The sequence below is a fragment of the Micromonospora sp. NPDC049201 genome (assembly GCF_055586805.1).
This window is the reverse complement of sequence record NZ_JBVJHM010000007.1, coordinates 14,598-31,788: the sequence shown is the minus strand read 5'-3', so window position 1 is coordinate 31,788 and position 17,191 is coordinate 14,598. Positions and strand designations below refer to the sequence as shown.

3 protein-coding genes are annotated in these 17,191 nt (G+C 76.2%); all 3 read left to right on the top strand.

Features of this window, described 5'->3' with window-relative positions; all coding sequences use genetic code 11:
• The first annotated feature begins 870 nt into the window (after nt 1-870).
• Genes ACZ6O5_RS16240 through ACZ6O5_RS16230 form a run of 3 tightly spaced genes read left to right on the top strand, consistent with a single transcriptional unit; the run spans nt 871 to nt 17,143 of the window.
• A complete protein-coding gene (locus ACZ6O5_RS16240; protein WP_465977914.1) occupies nt 871-12,894 on the top strand; it encodes an amino acid adenylation domain-containing protein in 12,024 nt (4,007 codons plus the stop codon).
• On the top strand, nt 12,891-16,103 hold the full coding sequence (locus ACZ6O5_RS16235; protein ID WP_465977912.1) for an amino acid adenylation domain-containing protein: 3,213 nt from the start codon (nt 12,891-12,893) through the stop codon (nt 16,101-16,103). Before ACZ6O5_RS16240 ends, ACZ6O5_RS16235 begins: the two co-directional genes overlap by 4 nt.
• Complete coding sequence (locus ACZ6O5_RS16230) at nt 16,100-17,143, top strand: TauD/TfdA family dioxygenase (protein ID WP_465977910.1); 1,044 nt, start codon at nt 16,100-16,102, stop codon at nt 17,141-17,143. The genes ACZ6O5_RS16235 and ACZ6O5_RS16230 overlap by 4 nt, the downstream gene beginning before the upstream one ends.
• Nucleotides 17,144-17,191 lie beyond the last annotated feature (48 nt).

The following is a 17,191-nucleotide window of genomic DNA, read 5'->3' as shown; positions in this document are numbered from 1 at the left end:
CGTCCGCGTGCCGGACGTCACCGTAGGAGGCAAGGGGTTCTCGCGATACGTTGCCGCACCGGTAATCGACCGCTCGTCATCAATTCCGGCCACACGGCGACCCCGCTCCACCGATCGGCTGGCCGCCCGCCTACCGCCCGGACCCCCGTCGCGCCTTTCGGCCCGTCCCGCGCCGTCCGGTCCATCCGCCATGATCGATCCCGTCGTCGGCGCGGCGGCGGAGGGCGGGGCGAGGACCGGGCCGACGACGGTCGGGCGTCACCTGCCGACACAAAGCGCCGAGCGGGGAAACCGTTTTCGGCGAACGCCGAACATCCGACAGCAGCGGGCGCGTCGGAGCAATTACCGAATCGATCGCGGAAATTCGGCACGCCGCCGCCGGAACGCGCACCGATTGTCGGCGGCCAGAAACCGCGCCAGCTACGCCAGGAACCGTATTCCATCGAAGATCACGCTGTCAACGACGCCGTGAACAGCCACAATGAGCAGTCGGTGCGGCTCGTCGCCGCCCGCCGCCCGCATCCGGCATATCCCTCCACAATGGTGTCGAGGCGGCGGAAGCTCCCGATGACCGATACGGGCGACATCACCCCGGGGACCGCCCCGGAGTGCGCGTCGAGCCGCCGCAATCACATTTCTTACCGGCCGCCGGGAACTGGCCGAACGTGCAGCGCCCGACACCGAAAGCATCGACCGGCGGCACGATTCGGGGATCGGCGGACAAAGATCGCCGGTGACATGATGAACCCGGTTCCCCATCGAGGAATCCTGATCTTTCCACCACCCCGGCCGACCTGACGGTCCGGCGCGGCGACCGCCCGCGCCCGGATGCGACCCACGCGACGGCCGGCAGCGACGAAGGCGGAGGCGATGACCGACGTCCTGCGGGCCCGGCCGGTGCCCGTCCCACCGGCGCGGCCCCACTCCGGCGGCCCCGCGCCGGCGACCGCCGCGCAGCGCCAGATGTGGCAGTTGGACCGCCTCGACCCGGGCTCGGCCGGCTATCTGGTGCCGCTGGCCTACCGGCTGCACGGCCCGCTCGACGTGGCGGCGCTCTCCGCGACGCTTGACGACCTGGTGGCCCGCCACGCCGCGCTGCGGACCACGCTCGCCGCCGAGCCGCCCCCCGCCGTCGACCGAGCCGCGGCGGGTGCCGGAACGCCGGACCCGGGCGACGACGGCGCGGACACCCGGCTCGTCCAGGTGGTCCACGAGCCGCGCCCGGGACTGCTGCGGGTGCACGACCTCAGCGGACTGCCGAGCTGGCAGCGGGACCGGGAGGTGGACGCCCGGCTGCGCGCCGCCGCCCGAGAGCCGCTCGACCTGGCCCGCGGGCCGGTGCTCCGGGCCGACCTGGTGCGCTGCGCGCCGGAGGAGCACGTGCTCCTGCTGACGTTCCACCACGTCGCCGTCGACGAGTGGTCGCTGGGCCTGCTGCACGAGGAGTGGGAACGGCTCTACGCGGCACACCGGGCCGGACGACCGGCGGCCCTCGACCCGGTCGAGGGCGACTGCCGCGACCACGCCCGCCGGCAGCGGGAGTGGCTCGCCGGCCCGGAGGCGTCCGCCCAGCTCGACTACTGGCGGGAGCAGCTCGCGGGCGTGCCCGCCGCGCTGGACCTGCCCACCCGGGGTCCCCGCCCGGCGGCGCCGTCCGGGGCCGGCGGCACGCTGTCGGTGCCGCTGGACGTGTCCACCGAGGAACTGGCCGCGTACTGCCGGCGGGCGCGGGTGTCGCCGTACATGGTGCTGCTGGCGGTGCTGCACGTGCTGCTGGCCCGGTGGACCGGCGCGCGGGACGTCGTGGTCGGCACGCCGGTGTCCGGCCGGCGCGGCCCCGAGACACGGCGGCTCGTCGGCCTGCTGCTGAACACCGTCGCGATCCGGGCCCGACTGGACGACGACCCGCCCTTCGCCACGCTGCTGGAGCGGGTACGCGCCGCCGTCCTCGACGCGCTGAGCCGGGAGGAACTGCCCTTCTCGACGGTGCTGGAGACGCTGCGCCCGGCCCGCCGGGCCGGCTTCAGCCCGCTGTTCCAGGTGATGTTCGTGTACGGCCGGGAGACCGCCCCGCCCCGCCTGGACGGCCTCCAGGTGAGCACCGTCGAGGTGCCGGTCGAGAACGCCAAGTTCGATCTCACGGTGGCCGTCCGGGAGGACGACAGGGGTCTGCGGACCGTGCTGGAGTACCGCACCGAGCTGTTCGACGCCGACCTGGTGACCCGCTTCGCCGGCCACTTCCGGACGCTGCTGGCGGGGCTGCTGACCGACCCGGACGCGCCGGTCGGCTCGGTCGCGATGCTGACCCCCGCGGAGCACCGGCGGCTGGTCGGCGAGTGGAACCGGACCGCCACGCCGGCCGAGCCGGACGAGCTGGTGCACGCGTTGATCGAGGAGCAGTCCCGGCGTACCCCCGACGGGGTGGCGGTGACCGACGGCGACGCCACGCTGAGCTACCGGGAGCTGCACGCGCGGGCCGAGGCGTTGGCGGAGACGCTGCGCGCGCGGGGCGTCGGCGTCGGTGGCCTGGTCGGCGTGCTGCTGCCCCGCGCGGTCGGATTCACCGTGGCGGTGCTGGCGGTGCTCCGGGCCGGCGCGGCCTACGTGCCGATGGACCCGGCGAACCCGCCGGCCCGGCTGCGGCACCTGATGGACGACACCGCCGCGTCGGTGGTGCTCACCTGCGCCGAACTGGCGCACCTGGTGCCCGGCGACGTGGCACTGCTGGTGCCGGGGCCGGACGCGCCGATGCCCGGGGCCGGCGCGGCGCGCGTCGGCGGTGGACCCCGGCGTCGGCCGCGTCGCCGGCCCGCGCCGACCGGGGACGACCTGGCGTACGTCATCCACACGTCCGGCTCGACCGGCCGGCCGAAGGGCGTGATGGTCACCCACCGGGGGGTGGCCAACTACGTGCGCTGGGCTACCCAGGCGTACCGGCTGCGCGCCGGTGACGTGGTCCCGCTGCACTCCTCGGTCGGGTTCGACCTGACCGTGACCAGCCTGCTGGTGCCGCTGGCCGCCGGCGCCACGGTCCGGATGATCGGCGAGCACCTCGGCCCGGCGGCGCTGGGCGAGGCGCTGCGCGACACCACCACGCCGTTCGGCCTGGTCAAGATCACACCGGCCCAGCTCGAACTGGTCACCCACCAGCTCCGCCCGGACGAGCTGGCCGGTCGCACCCGGTGCTTCGTCATCGGCGGCGAGAACCTGCGCGCCGACCAGGTCGCGCCGTGGCGGACCCACGCGCCACGGACCGCGCTGGTCAACGAGTACGGGCCGACCGAGGCCGTGGTCGGCTGCGCCGCGTACGAGGTGGAGCCGGACACGCCGGCCGACGGCTCGGTGCCGATCGGCCGGCCGATCGCGAACACCGCGCTGCACGTGCTCGACGACTGGGGCAACCCGGTACCGGTGGGCGTGGTCGGCGAGCTGTACGTCGGCGGGGCCGGGGTGGCCCGCGGCTACCTGGGCCAGCCCGACCGCACCACCGAGCGGTTCCTGCCCGACCCGTTCTCCGGGGTGCCCGGCGCGCGCCTCTACCGCACCGGCGACCTGGCCCGTCGCCGTCCGGACGGCGTCCTGGAGTACCTGGGCCGCACCGACCGGCAGGTCAAGGTGCGCGGCTACCGGGTGGAGTGCGGCGAGATCGAGGCGGCGATCCGACGGCACCGGCCGGGCGTCGAGGTGACCGTCCACCTGCGCCGGGACGACCCGACCGACCCGCGGCTGGTCGGGTACCTGGCCGGCGACGCGGGAGACCCGGCGGAGCTGCGCGCCGCGCTCGTCGCCGAGCTGCCGTCCTGGCTGGTGCCGGCCGCGTTCGTGCGGCTGGACGCGCTGCCGCTGACCGGCAACGGCAAGGTGGACGCCGACGCGCTGCCCGCGCCGGCCGACACCCCGGCCACCCGTCGCCCCGCCGGACCGGCCACGCCGGCCGGTCCCGCCGCCCCGGGCAGCGCCGGCAGTGCCGCCCCGGACGGCCACCGGATCGGCACGAGCACCCCGACGGCGGGGACGCCCGACCGGTGGGACGCCGACCGGATACGCCTGGAACGCCTGGTCGGCGACGTGTGGCGCGAGGTGCTGGGCGTCGAGCAGGTCGGCACCCGGGACAGCTTCTTCGACCTGGGCGGCCACTCGATGCGGCTGCTGGCCGTGCTGGACCGGCTGCGTGCCCGGCTCGGTGACGTGCTGACCGCCACCGACCTGTTCCGCCACCCCACCGTGGAGTCGCTGGCCGCGTACCTGGTCACGGTCACCACGACCGGCGTGACGCCGCAGGCCCCGCCGGTGCGCGCGGCGACCGCGTCCGCCGCCCCGGCGGACGGGCCGATCGCGGTGGTGGGCATGGCCGGCCGATTCCCGGGCGCCCGGACCGTCGACGAGTTCTGGGTGAACATCCGCGACGGCGTGGAGTCGGTCGAGGAGTTCACCGTGGAGCAGATGCTCGCCGACGGCGCGGACCCGGCCCGCATCGACGACCCGGCGTACGTCCGGACCGGCACCTTCCTGCCCGGCGTCGACGAGTTCGACGCGGCGTTCTTCGGCTTCACGCCGCGTGAGGCGGAGACGCTGGACCCGCAGCACCGGCTGCTGCTGGAGTGCGCCTGGCACGCGTTGGAGCACGCCGGGCACGATCCGTCCCGCCACCCCGGTCGGGTCGGCCTGTTCGCCGGCTCCGGTCGCAGCTCCTACCTGCTGGACCACCTCAGCGGCCACCCGGAGCTGACCGGCGGGCTCAGCGAGCACCAGCTCTCGCTCGGCAACGACAAGGACTTCCTGCTCAGCCGCGTCGCATACCAGCTCGACCTGACCGGGCCGGCGGTCACCGTGGCCACCGCCTGTTCCACCTCGCTGGTGGCCGTACACCTGGGCCGGCAGAGCCTGCTGGCCGGCGAGTCCGACGTGGTGCTGGCCGGCGGCGTGAGTGTCTTCCCGGCCCAGCGGCGCGGCTACCTGTGGCACGACGGCGGCATCTACTCCCCCGACGGGCACTGCCGCCCGTTCAGCGCCGACGCACGCGGCAGCATCGAGTCCAGCGGCGTGGGCGTCGTCGTGCTGAAGCGGCTGGCCGACGCCGTCGCCGCCGGCGACACGGTCTACGCGGTGATCCGCGGCTCGGCGATCAACAACGACGGGGCCCGCCGCACCGGCTACACCGCGCCGGGCGTCGCCGGACAGGTCGAGGTGATCAGTCGTGCGCTGGCCACGGCCGGCGTGCACCCACGCTCGGTGGGCTACGTGGAGGCGCACGGCACCGGCACCAGCCTGGGCGACCCGATCGAGGTGGCCGCGCTGACCGAGGCGTTCCGGCGCGGAACCGACGAGCGCGGCTTCTGCGCGCTCGGCTCGGTCAAGGCCAACATCGGGCACACCGACGCGGCGGCCGGGGTGGCCGGTCTGATCAAGACCGTGATGGCCCTGTGGACGCGGACGCTGCCGCCGGCCGTGAACCTGGACCGGCCGCATCCGGCGATCGACGTCGGGACCGGCCCGTTCCGCTTCGAGCCCGCCGCGCGGCCGTGGGTCGCCGACGGGCCACGCCGGGCCGGCGTCAGCTCGTTCGGCATGGGCGGCACGAACGCGCACGTGGTGCTGGAGGAGCCGCCGGCGCCGTCCGGCCCGGTCGCCCCGCCCGCGCCGGGGCCGCGCCTGCTGATGCTGTCCGCGCGTACCCCGGCGGCGCTGGAGACCGCCACCCGGCAGCTCCGCGACCACCTCGACGCCCACCCCGGGGTGTTGCTCGCGGACGTCGCGTCGGCGCTGGGCCGTCGGGCGGCGCTGACCCACCGCCGGTACGTGGTCGCGGCGGATCGGGCCGACGCGGTGTCCGCCCTGGACACGCCGGCCCGCCGGTTCACCGGGACCCGTCCGGGCGGCCGGCGGACGCTGGTGTTCGCCTTCCCCGGGCACGGCGCCCAGCACGTGGCGATGGGCGCGGGGCTCTACCGGGCCGAGCCGACCTACCGGGCCGAGGTGGACGCGTGCGCCGCGCTGCTCGGCGACGACCTCGGCCGCCACCTGCGCGCCGTGCTCGACCCGCCGCCCGGCGGGCACCCGGCGGCGGAGGATCTGCTGGCCCGCCCGGAGCTGGTGCAGCCCGCGCTGTTCGTGACGGAGTACGCGCTGGCCCGCACGCTGCTGGCCCGGGGCGTCACCCCGGACCTGATGGTCGGCCACAGCCTCGGCGAGTACGTGGCCGCCTGCCTGGCCGGCGTCCTTCCGCTCGCCGACGCGCTGCGCCTGGTGCGGGTGCGCGGCGAGCTGGTGGCGCGCACGCCGGCCGGGGCGATGCTCGCGGTGGGCCTGCCCGAGGCGACGGTGACCGGGCTGCTCGACGAGGGGCTGTCGCTGGCCGCGGTGAACGCCCCGGAGCTGTGCGTGGTCTCCGGCGACCCGGCGGCGGTCGGGCGGCTGCGCGAGCGGCTGACCGCGGACGGGGTGGACTGCCGCCCGCTGCGGGTGACCCGGGGCTACCACTCGGCGCTGCTCGACCCGGTGCGGGACGAGTTCGCCGCGCACGCCGCCCGGGTCGGGTACGCCGAACCGCAGCGGCCCTACCTCAGCAACCTGACCGGCGGCCCGGTCACTCCCGGGCTGGTCACCGATGCGGCGTACTGGGTGCGGCACCTACGCGAGCCGGTCCGGTTCGCCGAGTCGGCCGCGTTCCTCGCCGAGCAGGACGCGGTAGTGGTCGAGGTGGGCCCCGGGCACGCGCTCGGTGGGCTGGCCCGGCTGGCCGGACTACCGCCGGCCCGGACGGTCGCGGCGATGCGGCATCCCCGCGCCGAGTCCGACGACGTGTCCACGCTGCTCGACGCGGTGGGGCGGCTCTGGCTGGCCGGCGTGCCGGTCGACCCGGACCGTTTCCACGGCACCGGCACCCGGCGGGTGCCGCTGCCCGGCTACCCGTTCGAGCGGCACCGCTACTGGATCGCCCCCGCCCCCACCCGCACCCCCACCGACGCCGGAGCCTGTTTCACGGAAAGAGTGGCTATTCCGGGCGCCATGGCCACTCTTTCCGTGAATCAGCGCGCGGAGGAGACGGGCAACCGGCCGGCGCTGAGCAGCGCGTTCGTGGCGCCGGGTGGGGCGGTGCAGGAAGCGGTGGCGGCGGTCTGGAGCGACCTGCTCGGCATCGCGCCGATCGGCGCGCTCGACGACTTCTTCGAGCTGGGCGGGCACTCGCTGCTCGCCACCCAGGTGGTGGTGCGGCTGCGCGCCCGCCTCGGCGTGGCGGTGCCGCTGGAGACCGTCTTCGCCCGGCCGACCGTCGCGGCGCTCGCGGCGGCACTGCCGGCGACCGTGGCCGCCGTGCCGACGACGCCGCCCGTGGCGGTCCCGGTCGACGCCGCGACCGCCGCCGCCGACGAGCCGACCGCTGTCGCGCCGGCGACGCCGCCTGTGGCGGGCCCACCCGACCCGAGCGTCGCGTCCGACGCCGGGGGGCGGATTCCCCGGGCCGAGCCGGACGCCGGCCCGGCGCCGCTCTCCTCCGGCCAGCACCGGCTGTGGTTCCTGGACCAGGCGTACGCGCAGAGCGCCTACACGGTCGGCACCACGCTGCTGCTCGACGGCCGGCTCGACCTGGACGCGCTGCGGACCGCGCTGGCCGGGCTGGTGCGCCGGCACGAGGCGCTGCGGACCGTGTTCCCGCTCGGGCCGGACGGCGACCCGGTGCAGCGGGTGCTCCCGGCCGGGCCGGTGGACCTGCCGGTGCTGACCGCGCCGACCGACCCGGACCCGGCCGCGCCGGTGAGCATCGTCGAGCCGGCGGTCGCCGCGGCGGTGCCCGGCTGGGTGCACGCCGCCCTCGCCGCCGACGTGCGACGCCCGTTCGACCTGGCCGCCGGGCCGCTGTTCCGGGCCGTGCTGCTGCGCGTCACCGCCGACCGGCACGTGCTGTCGCTGACCATGCACCACGCCGTCTCCGACGGCTGGTCGCTCGGTGTGGTGGCCGGCGAGGTGGCCACCCGCTACGCCGCCGCCCGCGCCGGAGGCGGCGACCCGCTGCCCGAACTGGCCGTCCAGTACGGCGACTACGCGCGCTGGCAGCGTGGCCGGCTGGCCGATCCGGACCACCCCGACCTGCGGTACTGGCGGCGGCAGCTCGCCGGTGTGCCCGCCGCCCTGGAGCTGCCCACCGACCGGCCGCGCCCGCCGGTGCAGACGTTCGACGGCGCGGTCCGCACGCTGGTCCTGGCCCCGGCGACCGCCGACGAGCTGCGCCGGTTCAGCCAGCGGCACGGCGTCACGCTGGCGATGACGTTGCTGGCCGCGTGGCAGACGCTGCTGTGGCGCTGGACCGGCCAGCGCGACGTCTGCGTCGGCACGCCGGTGGCCGGCCGGGTCCGGGCCGAGCTGGAGCCGATGGTCGGCTTCTTCGTCAACATGCTGCCGATGCGGACCGTGCTGGACGCCGACTGGACGTTCGCCGAGCTGCTCGGGCGGGTCCGCGGCACCGCGCTGGGCGCGTACGACCACCAGGAGGTGCCGTTCGAACGGCTTGTGGACCTGGTCGACGCGCCCCGCGACCTGAGCCGCAACCCGCTGTTCCAGGTGATGTTCAACCTGCTCAACGTGCCCGAGCAGCGGGACGTGACGGCGGCCGGGGTGCGGATGACGCCGTTCGCGGTCGAGCCGGGCATCGCCCAGCAGGACCTGGCGCTGTACGCGTACGAGGTGACCGAGGGGCTGCGCTTCCGGTTGGAGTACAACACCGCGCTGTTCGACCCGGCGACCGCCGACCGGATGGTCGGGCACCTGGAGACGCTGCTCGCCGCCGCGGTCGCCGACCCGGGCACCCGGTTGGCGGCGCTGCCGCTGCTCACCGCCGCCGAGCGCGACCGGTTCGCCGAGTGGAACGACACCGCGGCGCCGGCCGGCTGGGACACCCCGCCCGACCGGGTCCCGACGCTCGTCGACCTGTTCGCGCGTCAGGTGGCGACCGGCCCCGACCGGCCGGCCGTGACGTTCGGCGGGACCACGCTCGACTACGCCACGCTGGACGCCCGCGCCAACCGGCTCGCGCACCGGCTGCGCCGGGCCGGGGTCGGGCCGGACGTGCCGGTCGCGGTCTGCCTGCCCCGCTCGGCCGAGCTGCCGGTCGCGTTGCTCGGCGTGCTCAAGGCCGGCGGCGCGTACGTGCCGGTGGATCCGGAGTACCCGGTGGAGCGGCAGCGGTACGTGGTGACGCACAGCGGCGCCACGGTGCTGGTCACCGAGCCGGCCCTGGCCGACCGGCTCGACTTCGCCGGCACGGTGGTGACCGGGGTGGACCCGACCGGGGAGCCGGACACCGCCGTCGCCTCGTCGGCCGGGCCGGACCACCTGGCGTACCTGATCTACACGTCCGGCTCGACCGGCCGGCCCAAGGGCGTCCGGGTGAGCCACCGCGCGGTGGTCAACACGCTGGCCACGATGCGCGAGCGGCCCGGCCTGACCCGCGACGGCACCATGCTGGCGATGGCGAGCTTCGCGTTCGACATGTCCGTGCCGGAGCTGTTCCTGCCGCTGGTGGTCGGCGCGCGGATGCTGCTGGTGGACCGCGACGTCGCGTACGACGCGCCCCGGCTGGCGGCGCTGCTCGCCGCCGAGCGCGTCACGCTGGCCCAGGGCACGCCGACGACCTGGCGGCTGCTGATCGAGTCGGGCTGGACCGGCACGCCGGGGCTGACCGCGGTCTGCGGCGGCGAGGCGGTGCCCGCGCCGCTGGCCCGGCAACTGGCCGAGCGGGTGGACGCGCTGTGGAACCTGTACGGCCCGACCGAGGCCGCCGTCTGGGCCACCATGGACCGGATCGCCCCGGACGGGTCCCGGCCCACCATCGGCCGCCCGATCGCCAACATGCGGGTCCACGTGCTCGACGCCGGACTGGATCCGGTCCCGGTCGGCGTGCCGGGTGAGATCTTCCTGGGCGGGCCGGGGCTGGCCCGGGACTACCACGCCGATCCGGCGCTGACCGCCGCGCGGTTCGTGCCGGACCCGGCCGGCGGCGGGCGGTTGTACCGCACCGGGGACCTGGGCCGCCGGTTGGCCGACGGCCGGATCGAGTTCCTCGGCCGGGGCGACTCGCAGGTGAAGGTGCGCGGGTTCCGGATCGAGCTGGGCGAGATCGAGGCGGTGCTGCGCCGGCACGACGCGGTCCGCGACGCCGCCGTGGTGGTCCGCGAGGACGCCGGCGAGAAGGCCGTGGTGGCGTACCTGACGCTCACCGACGGGCCGGAGCCGGACGCCGGGCGGGACGTGACCGCCGACTTCGCCGCCGACCCGGCGCCGTGGCGGGCGTACGCGCGCACCTGGCTGCCGGACTACATGGTGCCGTCGGCGTTCGTGCCGCTCAACCGGATGCCGCTCAACGCCAACGGCAAGGTCGACCGGGCGGCCCTGCCCGCGCCCCGCCGGGACCGCGCCGCGGCCGGCGCCGGTGAGCCGGACACGCCGCTGCGGGCGGCGCTGGCGCGGCGCTGGGCCGAGGTGCTCGGCTACGACCGGGTCGGCATCGACGACGACTTCTTCGACCTGGGCGGCGACTCGTTCCGGGCGATCAAGGCGCTGGCCGGCAGCGACCCGGCGATCAGCGTGCTCGACCTGTTCCGGCACCCGACCATCCGGGCGCTGACCGAGCACCTGACCGCCACCGGCGGTTCGGCCGGGAAGCTGTTGCACGAGCTGACCCCGGCCCGGCCGGGCACCCCGACCACGCTGACGCTGCTCTGCGTGCCGTTCGGCGGCGGCTCCGCGATCACGTTCCAGCCGCTGGCGGACGCCCTGCCGGCCGGCGTGTCGCTGTACGCGCTGGAACGCCCCGGCCACGACCTGAACCGCCCGGACGAGCCGATGCTCGACCTGGACGAGCTGGTGGACCGCTGCGTGGCCGAGGTGGCCGAGCAGATCACCGGCCCGGTGGCGGTCTACGGGCACTGCGTCGGTGGCGCCGAGGCGGTGGAGCTGACCCGCCGGCTGGAGGCGGCCGGCGTCGACGTGACAGGTGTGGCGATCGGCGCGCACTTCCCCGCGCCCCGCTTGCCCGGCCGGGTGTTCGGCTGGCTGCGCCGGTGGTTCCCGGTGGAGCGCTGGGCGTCGAAGCGGCGGACGCTGGAGTCGCTGCGCGCGATGGGCTTCTTCACCGAGGTCTTCGACGCCGCCGAGAAGGACTTCGTGATGCGGGTGGTGCTGGCCGACTCGGCGCGGGGCGAGGACTACTACACCGACGTCTACGCCGCCGGGCTGCCCCGGAAGCTGTCCGCGCCGCTGGTCTGCGTGGTGGGCAGCGGCGACCGGGCCACCGAGCTGTACCAGGAGCGCTACCTGGAGTGGGAGTTCTTCGCCGACCGGGTGTCGCTGGCGGTGATCGACGGGGCCGGGCACTACTTCGCCAAGCACCAGCCGGCCGAGCTGGCCGCGGTCATCCTGGCGCACTGCGCCCCCACCGCCGCGCCACCGCCGGCCGAACCGACGCCGACCGGGGCCACGGTCCCCGTACCCGTACCCGGACCGCCGGCGGCGGACGTCGCGCCCCGGCGGCCGGCACGGCGCGTGACGCCCAGCCTGGCGGTGTTCTACCTGGTCGCGATCGGCCAGCTCGTCTCGCTGATCGGCAGCGGGCTGACCGCGTTCGGCATGGGGCTCTGGGTCTACCAGCGCACCGGGTCCGTGTCGCTGTTCGCCACCGCGACCGTGCTGGCGCTGCTGCCGGCCGTGGTCCTCTCCCCGATCGCCGGCGCGCTCGCCGACCGGTGGGACCGCCGACGGATCATGGTGCTGGCGGACTGCCTGGCGGCCACCGGCACGGTGAGCCTGGCGCTGCTGCTCTGGCTCGGCCAGCTCCATCTCTGGCACATCCTCACCGCGATCACCGTCACCGCCGTGGCCACCGCGTTCCAGCAACCCGCCTACCAGGCGGCGGTCACCCAGCTCGTGCCGAAGCGCTACTACGGCCGGGCCAACGGCATCGTCTCGCTCGGCACCGCCACCAGCACCGTGCTGGCCCCGCTGGTCGGCGGCGCGCTGGTGCTCGCGGTCGGGCTGCGCGGCGTCGTGGTGATCGACCTGGTCACGTTCGCGGTGGCGGTGACCGTCACGCTGTCGGTCCGCTTCCCGGACACGCTGTTCGTGCGCCGGGAGGAGCCGTTCCGGCGCGAGGTGCTGGGCGGCTGGCGGTTCATCGTCCGCCGGCACGGGCTGGTCGCCCTGGTCGTGCTGGTGGCGTCGCTCAACTACTTCTTCGCCATGGTGGAGGTGCTGGTCACGCCGCTCACGCTCTCCTTCGGCGACCCGGCGGTGCTGGGCCGGGTGCTGGCCGCCAGCGGCGTCGGCATGGTGGTCGGGTCGGTGCTGATGGGTGTCTGGGGCGGCACCGCCCGGCGGACCACCGGCATCCTGGCCAGCGTCGTGCTGCTCGGCGTCTCGCTGCTCACCGTCGGGCTGCGGCCGGACCCGCTGTTCCCGGCGCTCGGCCTGTTCGGCATGGGCCTGGCCACCGCGCTGGTGAACACGCACTGGCTGGCCATCGTGCAGGCCAAGGTGGGCCTGGAGTTGCAGGGCCGGGTGCTGGCCATGGCGCAGATGCTGTCCTGGCTGATGGTGCCGGCCGGGTTCCTCAGCGCCGGGCCGCTCGCCGAGCACGTGCTCGCCCCGCTGGCCCGGCCGGGCGGTCCGCTCGCCGGGCTGGTCGGCACCGGGCCGGGCCGGGGCATGGCGCTGGCCGCGATCCTGGCCGGGATCTGCGCGTTGGCGCTGGCCGCCGGCGGCATCGCGTACCGCCGGATCCGGCGGCTGGAGGACGAACTGCCGGACAACGACCCGGGCCGCGTGGTCCTCGCCGACAAGGACCGCATCCAGGAGGAGGCGGACCGCCGGCTCACGGCGGCGGTCGGGGGTGGGGGCCGGTGAGCGCGCCCGCCCGACCCGGACCGACCCGCCGCGCCGCCACCCGGCGTACCGGCGGCGGCGCGGCCCCTGTCGACTGCCTGCACCGGATGGTCGCCGCGCAGGCCGCCCGCACCCCGGACGCGGAGGCGGTCCGGCACGGCGACGCCACGCTCTCCTACCGGGATCTCGACCAGGCGGCGAACCGGCTGGCACGGGTGCTGAGCGCCGCCGGTGTGACAGGCGCCGACCGGGTCGGCGTCTGCCTTCCGCGTACGCCGGAACTGGTGGTCGCGCTGCTCGCCGTGCTCAAGGCCGGCGCCGCGTACGTGCCGCTGGACCCGGCGTACCCGGCGGCCCGGGTGGCGTTCATGACCGCCGACTCGGGGGCCCGGCTGGTGCTGACCCGCGCCGACCTGGCCGGCCGGTTCCCCGGCCCGACCGTGCTGACCGACCGCCTCGACCCGGCCGGGGACGGCACCGACCCGGCGACCCCGGTCACGCCGGCCGACCTGGCGTACGTCATCTACACGTCCGGCTCCACCGGGCGGCCCAAGGGGGTGGCGATCGAGCACCGCTCCGCGTCGGTGCTGCTGCACTGGGTCCGGCAGACGTTCGACGACACCGAGCTGGGCGGCATGCTCGCCGCCACCTCGGTCTGCTTCGACCTGTCCGTGTTCGAGATCTTCGGGCCGTTGGCCTGGGGCGGGCGGGTGCTGCTTGTCGACGACGTGCTGGCGCTGGCCGCGCCCGGCGCGGACCGCCTGCCCGTCACGCTCGTCAACACCGTGCCGGCGGCGATGGGCGAGCTGCTCACCGCCGGCGCGCTGCCGCCGGGCGTCCGCACGGTCTGCCTGGCCGGTGAGCCGCTCACCGCCGCGCTGGCCGCCCGGGTGTGGGCCCGCCCGCACGTGCGCCGGCTGTGCAACCTGTACGGCCCGTCCGAGGACACCACCTACTCGACCTGGGCCGAGGTGCCACGCGACGGCGGCGACCCGCCGATCGGCCGGCCGCTGCCGGGCACCCGGGCGTACGTGCTCGACCCGGACGGCCGACCGGCGCCGCCCGGTGAGGCCGGCGAGTTGTACCTGGCCGGCGCCGGGCTGGCCCGCGGCTACCTGGACCGGCCGGCGGAGACCGAGGCCCGGTTCCGGCCGGATCCGTTCCGCCCCGGCGAGCGGATGTACCGCACCGGCGACCGGGTGCGGCTGCGCCCGGACGGGCAACTGGCCTACCTGGGCCGGCTGGACGACCAGGTGAAGCTGCGCGGCTACCGGATCGAGCTGGGCGAGGTGGCCGCCCGGCTCGCCGCGCTGCCCGGCGTACGCGAGGCGACCGCCGCCGTCCGGCCCGGCCCGAGCGGTGACCCGCTGCTGGTCGGCTACCTGACCGGCGAGCGGCGCGACGACGTGCGGGCCCGGCTGGCCGAGGTGCTGCCGGCGCCGCTGGTGCCGGCGGCCGTGCTCTGGCTGGACCGGCTGCCCACGCTGCCCAACGGCAAGGTGGACCGGTCCGCGCTGCCCGCGCCGACGTTCGGCCCCGCCGCCGACCCCGGTTCGCTCGGCCCGACCGGCGCGCTGGTCGCGACGGTCTGGCGGGAGCTGCTCGGCGTGCCGGTCACCGGGCCGGACGACGACTTCCTCGCGCTCGGCGGCGACTCGCTGCTGGCGGTCCGCTGCGCCACCCGGCTGACCGCCGCCACCGGCCGCCGGGTCCACCCCGGCGACCTGTTCGCCCATCCGACAGTCGCCGCGCTGGCCGTCCGGATCGACGTGCCCGCCGATCCGGACGGCACGCCGGTGGACCCCGGGTGGCGCGGCGGGGACGTCATCGGCCCGCCGACGACCACCGGGCCGGCCGGTGACAGGGACGCGGCCGGTGAGCCGGCGGGCGGGCCCGCACCGCTGTCCGCGGCGCAGCGGCGGTTCTGGTTCCTGCACCGGCTCGACCCGGCCGACACGTCCTACCTGCTGGCGTTCGCGATCCGGTTCGCCGCGCCGCTGGATCCGGAGCGGCTGGGGCGGGCGCTGCACCGGGTGGTCGACAGGCATCCCGCGCTGCGCACCGTCCTGCCCGCCGGACCGGACGGGCCGGTGCAGGTGGTCCGCCCCGACGCCCGGCCGGACCTCGTGGTCGCGCCGGCCGACCCGGGCGTCCCGATCGACGCCCGGCTGGCCCGGCTCGCCGCCGAGGGCACGCGTACCCCGATGGACCTGGCCACCGGGCCACTGCTGCGCGCGTGCCTGCTGCCCGACGGCGACGGGCGCGCGGAGGCGCTGCTGCTGGTCGTGCACCACGCGGTCGCCGACGACTGGTCGTTCGGGGTGCTGGTCCGGGACCTGGCGGTGGCCTACGACGACCCGGACGCGCCGCCCGGCGAGCCGGCGCCCGGCCCGGCCGTCCTCGCCGCCGCGCAACGCGCCTGGCTGGCCTCGCCGGCCGGCCACCGCGCGACCAACGAGCTGCTGCGCGACCTGCGCGGCGCCCCCCACCTGCTGGAGCTGGAAAGGAAGGGCCCCCGCTTAACGCCTGCGGTAGAGCAGGGGCCCCTTCTTAACACCGGCGGGGCCGCGCTGCGGACCACCGTGGACCCGGCGACCGCCACGGCGGTACGGGACCTCGCCCGCACGCACCGGGCCAGCCTGCACATGGTCGGGCTGGCCGGGTTCGCCGCGCTGCTCGGCGCCGCCACCGGCCGGGACGACCTGCTGGTCGGCGTGGCCTTCGCCGGCCGCACCAGCGTGGCCGCCGAACGCGGCGTCGGCTGCCACGTGAACACGCTGCCGCTACGGCTGCGCCCGGCCCCGGACCGGACATTCGCCGACCTGCTGGCCGAGGCCCGACGGGTCACGCTGTTCGCCGCCGCCCGCCAGGACGTCCCGTTCGACCTGCTGGTGGAGCGGCTCAACCCGACCCGCCGGCCGGGCCGCAACCCACTCGTCCAGGTGGCGTTCGGGGTGCAGAACGCGCCGCCGGCCCGGCACCGCAGCGTCGCCGGCGGCGAGTTCACCGGCGTGGAGCTGACCCCCGACGCGGCCCGCCTCGACCTGACGCTCTGGCTGGACGACCGGCGGGACGCGCTGGACGCGCTCTGGACCTACCGCACCGACCTGTTCGACCACGACGGAGTGACGACGTGGCACCGCCGCCTCACCGCGCTGCTGCGTACCGCCGCCGCCGACCCCCGGCGCAGTCTGGCCGACTGCGCCGACACCGCTGGGAGTGAGAGATGACCGATCAGATCCGGGTCGCGCGGCCCGTCCCCCGCCGCGGCCGGGAACGGAACCTGGTGGACGTACGGCCGGACTGGCCGGACGGCCCGTTGCCGGCGCTGGTGCACGCCAACGTGCCCGACGTCGACCTGGCCGGCTGGCTGGCCGGGCACCGCGACGAGGTGGACGGGCTGGCCCGTCGCGCCGGCGCGGTGCTGTTCCGCGGCTTCGCGGTGGCCGGCGCGGACGACTTCCGCACCGTGATGGCGGCGCTCTCCGACGACGTGCTGTCCTACGGCGAGCGGTCCTCGCCGCGCAGCCGGGTCGCCGATGGCGTCTACACCTCCACCGAGCACCCCGCCGACCAGCCGATCGTGCTGCACAACGAGCAGTCGTACACGGTGACCTGGCCGCTGCGGATCGTGTTCCACTGCGAGGTGGCCCCGGCCGCCGGTGGGCGTACACCGCTGGCGGACAGTCGTCGGGTGCTGGCCCGGCTGCGCCCCGAGACGGTCGCGGAGTTCGAGGAGCGCGGCGTGCTCTACCGGCGCAACTACCTGCCCGGCATCAGCCTGTCCTGGCAGACCGCGTTCCAGACCGACTCCCGCGCCGAGGTCGAGGCGTACTGCGCGCGGGCGCTGATCGACGTCGAGTGGGTGGGCGACACGCAACTGCGGACCCGGCAGGTGCGCCCGGCGGTCCGCCGGCACCCGGTCACCGGGGAACGCACCTGGTTCAACCACGCGTTGTTCTTCCATGTCACGTCGCTGCCGGCGGAGGTGAGCGCCGGGCTGCGGGCCGCGCTGGCCGAGGAGGACCTGCCCTACCAGACCGCGTACGGGGACGGCACGCCCATCCCGGACGAGGTGCTGGCCGAGCTGCGCGCCGCGTACGCGGCGGAGACCCGCTCGTTCGACTGGCGGGCCGGCGACGTGCTGCTGGTGGAGAACATGCTGGCCGCGCACGCGCGGGAGCCGTTCACCCCGCCCCGGCGGATCCTCACCGCGATGGCCGACCCGGTCGCCGCGCCCGAGCTGACCTCCACCGGTGGTGCCGCGTGAGCGCGAGGAGTGAGCCGGTCCTGCGAGCCCCGCAGTCGCGAACGAAAG